Annotated in this window: 3 protein-coding genes; 1 reads left to right on the top strand and 2 read right to left on the bottom strand. The window is 73.4% G+C overall.

The window, feature by feature from the left end; translation table 11 throughout:
* Positions 1–88: 88 nt before the first annotated feature.
* Together ACFV46_RS33575 and ACFV46_RS33570 are read right to left on the bottom strand one after the other, a co-directional pair.
* On the bottom strand, positions 89–865 hold the full coding sequence (locus ACFV46_RS33575; RefSeq protein ID WP_385500971.1) for an SDR family oxidoreductase: 777 nt from the start codon (positions 863–865) through the stop codon (positions 89–91).
* 21 nt (positions 866–886) lie between these two features.
* A complete protein-coding gene (locus tag ACFV46_RS33570; protein WP_361925275.1) occupies positions 887–2,053 on the bottom strand; it encodes a phytanoyl-CoA dioxygenase family protein in 1,167 nt (388 codons plus the stop codon).
* Between the two features lie 106 nt (positions 2,054–2,159).
* Between ACFV46_RS33570 and ACFV46_RS33565 the strand changes: the two genes are divergently transcribed.
* Positions 2,160–3,188 (top strand): LacI family DNA-binding transcriptional regulator, encoded by a 1,029-nt coding sequence (locus ACFV46_RS33565; RefSeq protein ID WP_361925277.1) that lies wholly within the window; start codon positions 2,160–2,162, stop codon positions 3,186–3,188.
* The last annotated feature ends 120 nt before the right edge of the window (positions 3,189–3,308 follow it).

Raw genomic sequence — 3,308 nt, 5'->3', positions numbered from 1 at the left:
CACGCCGATCCCCTTCTTGCCCTCCCCGTTGGCGCCGCCCGTGGGCGGTGGGGTGAGGGCGTCCCCCTATAGACAGACGCGCAACCCCCTAGTCGAGGCCGCCGAGGACGTTCTGGTCCCAGTCGATCACCGATCCGGTGACCACCCCGGACCGCTCCGACAGCAGGAACACCACGAAGTCGGCGATCTCGTCGGGCTGTCCGAGCTTGCCCATCGGCAGCTTCGCGGCGGCCCGCTCCCGCCAGTCGTCGGACGCGGCGTGGAACGTCTTCTGGGTGACGTCCTCGCCCTCGGTCGCCGTCCAGCCGATGTTCAGGCCGTTGATCCGCACACGGTCCCAGCGGTGCGCGTGCGCGGCGTTGCGGGTGAGGCCCACCAGGCCGGCCTTGGCGGCGACGTACGGCGCCAGGAACGGCTGCCCGCCGTGCGCGGAGGACGTGATGACGTTGACGATCGTGCCGGGCTCCCCGCGCGTCACCATGTCGGCCACGGCGGCCTGCATGGCGAAGAACGGCGCCTTCAGGTTGATCGCGATGTGCTGGTCGAACAGCTCGGGCGTGGTGTCCAGGAGCGTGCCCCGGGACGTCAGCCCCGCCGAGTTGACCAGGCAGTCGATCCGGCCGTAGGCGGCCACGACCTCGGCGACCGAGGACCTGGCCCGCTCGGCGTCGGCGAGGTCGGCCTGGACGAACATCGCCTTGCCCCCGGCGGCCGTCAGCTCGGCCACCAGGGCCTCGCCGGGCTCCGCGCGGCGCCCGGTGACGGCCACGACCGCCCCCTCGCGCACGGCGGCCCGGGCGACGGCGGCACCGACGCCCTGACTGCCGCCGTTGACGAGGACGACCTTGTCGTCGAGAAGTCCCATGGGTGTTCCGGGTCCTTTCGGTCAGCTCTCGCGCCGCTCGGCGGCGGCCCGCAGGTCCTCGCGCAGCGCCTCGGGTGTCCGGCCCTCGGCGAGCGCCCGCCGGACGACGTCCGCCTGGGACGGTGGGGCCAGCCCGTCGACCGGCGGGTCGGCGTCCAGGTTCGTGGGGAACGGGTAGCCCTCGGCGCTCGCGGCGATCACGTTCTCCGCCCAGGCCGCGCCGGCGCCCTCGGCGACCCGGTCCAGCAGCACCGGGTAGACGGCGTTCACCACGGCCTCGCGGTCCACCGTCTCCATGGCCCGCCCGAACGCGGACGACACCTGCAGGAGGTTGGCGGTGCGCCGGATGTCCGCCGAGCGGTTGGTGCCGGCGGCGTGGAACAGCGCGGGGTTGAAGAAGACCGCGTCGCCCTTGGCGAGCGGGAGCTGCACGTGGTGCGCCTCGAAGTACTCCTGGAAGGCGGGCAGCCGCCAGGCGAGATACCCCGGCTCGTAGCGCTGCGAGTGGGGCAGGTACATCGTGGGCCCGGACTCCACCGGCATGTCGCAGTGCGCGACGGCGCCCTGGAGGGTGAGCGCGGGGGACAGCGTGTGGACGTGCGCCGGATAGGCGGCCACCGCCTCGCCCGAGAGGAAGCCCAGGTGGTAGTCGCGGTGCACGGTCTGCGCGGCGCCGCCCGGGTTGACCACGTTCACCTGCGAGGTGACCTGGTAGCCCGGCCCCAGCCAGGCCGTCGACACCAGGGCGAGCATGTCGTTCGCGTAGTAGTCGGCGAACGCGGCGGGGTCGTGCAGGGCGGCCTTCTCCAAGGCGTTCCAGACACGGTCGTTGGCGCCCGGCTTGGCGAAGTGGTCACCGGCGGCGGTGCCCGCGGCGCGCTGCTCCGCGATCAGCGCGTCGAACACCGCGGTGAGCCGGTCGACGACCGCCTGGTCGGGGAAGGCGCCCTCCAGCACCACGATGCCGGGCCCGTCCGCGAGGGCCCGCACCAGCTCGGCCCGCACGTCCCGCGGATCGTCCGCCGCGCGCAGCCGGTCGCTGTCGTACAGGAGGACACCCTGCTCCACGGCACGGGCGTACGGGTAGTCGGCGCGGTCCGTGGTCCGTTCGACCAGCTCACGGAAGTCCGCGAGGTCGCAGTCCCGTTCGGACAGCCACACCGGGCGGTGCGCGGAAATGAGAGACATCGTCGTCCTCTCGATGACAGGGGCGGCTCAGTGATGCCATTCTTGTCCTGACAATCCCCTCGAACAACCAGCAGGAAGCCATCAAAAACCCCTCAGGAGCCGTCGCATGGGCCACCCCTTCCCGATCCGGGAGATCGCACGTCAGGCGGGTCTGAGCGAGGCCACCGTCGACCGGGTCCTGAACGGCCGCAAAGGGGTGCGCGAGAGCACCGCGCGCGAGGTCCGCCAGGCCATCGCCGACCTCGACCGCCAGCGCACCCAGGTCCGCCTCCAGGGCCGTACCTTCATGGTCGACATCGTCGTGCAGGCCCCGCAGCGGTTCACCACGGCCGTCCGCGCGGCCCTGGAGGCCGAACTGCCGGCCCTGCACCCGGCCGTGGTGCGCTCCCGCTTCCACTTCCGCGAGACCGGGCCGGTCACGGAACTGACCGGCACGCTCGACCGCATCGCCCGGCGCGGCTCGCAGGGCGTGATCCTCAAGGCTCCCGACGTCCCCGAGGTCACCGCCGCCGTCGCCCGGCTCGTGGACGCCGGCATCCCGGTCGTCACCCTGGTGACGGACCTGCCCGCCACGGCCCGCCTCGCCTACGTCGGCATCGACAACCGGGCCGCGGGCGCCACCGCCGCCTATCTCATGGGCCAGTGGCTCGGGGACCGGCCCGGCAATGTGCTGACCAGCCTCAGCAGCGGCTTCTTCCGCAACGAGGAGGAGCGCGAGATGGGCTTCCGCAGCGCCATGCGGACCCTGCACCCCGAGCGCACCCTCGTGGAGATCACCGAGGGCCAGGGACTGGACGCCACCCAGTACGACCTGGTGCGGGCCGCGCTGGAACGCGACCCGGACATCCGCGCCGTCTACTCCATCGGCGGCGGCAACATCGCCACCCTGCGCGCCTTCGAGGACCTCGGACGCGCGTGCGCCGTGTTCGTCGCCCACGACCTCGACGGGGACAACACCCGGCTGCTGCGCGAGCACCGGCTGTCCGTCGTGCTCCACCACGACCTGCGGCACGATCTGCGCGAGGCGTGCCACGTCGTGATGCGGGCGCACGGAGCGCTGCCACCGGCGGGTCCGACCGTGCCGTCGGCGATCCAGGTGGTGACGCCGTACAACATGCCGGCGCCCATCGGGTGACGGCCGGACGGGGGGGCCCGGGGGGGTGGGCGCCCCCGGCGGGCCCCCCCCCCCCCCGGGGGGGGGCGGGGGGGAAAGATAACCCCCCGCCGGGCCCCCCCCCGGGGGGGGCGGGCCCCC

It is taken from the genome of Streptomyces sp. NPDC059852, assembly GCF_042731455.1.
GTDB lineage: Bacteria > Actinomycetota > Actinomycetes > Streptomycetales > Streptomycetaceae > Streptomyces.
This window is presented reverse-complemented; position numbering and strand designations above follow the sequence as displayed.

Excerpts from the sequence above, each read along its gene's own strand:
- ACFV46_RS33575 (WP_385500971.1), bottom strand. The coding sequence starts at position 865 with ATGGGACTTCTCGACGACAAGGTCGTCCTCGTCAACGGCGGCAGTCAG.
- ACFV46_RS33570 (WP_361925275.1), bottom strand. The coding sequence starts at position 2,053 with ATGTCTCTCATTTCCGCGCACCGCCCGGTGTGGCTGTCCGAACGGGAC.
- ACFV46_RS33565 (WP_361925277.1), top strand. The coding sequence starts at position 2,160 with ATGGGCCACCCCTTCCCGATCCGGGAGATCGCACGTCAGGCGGGTCTG.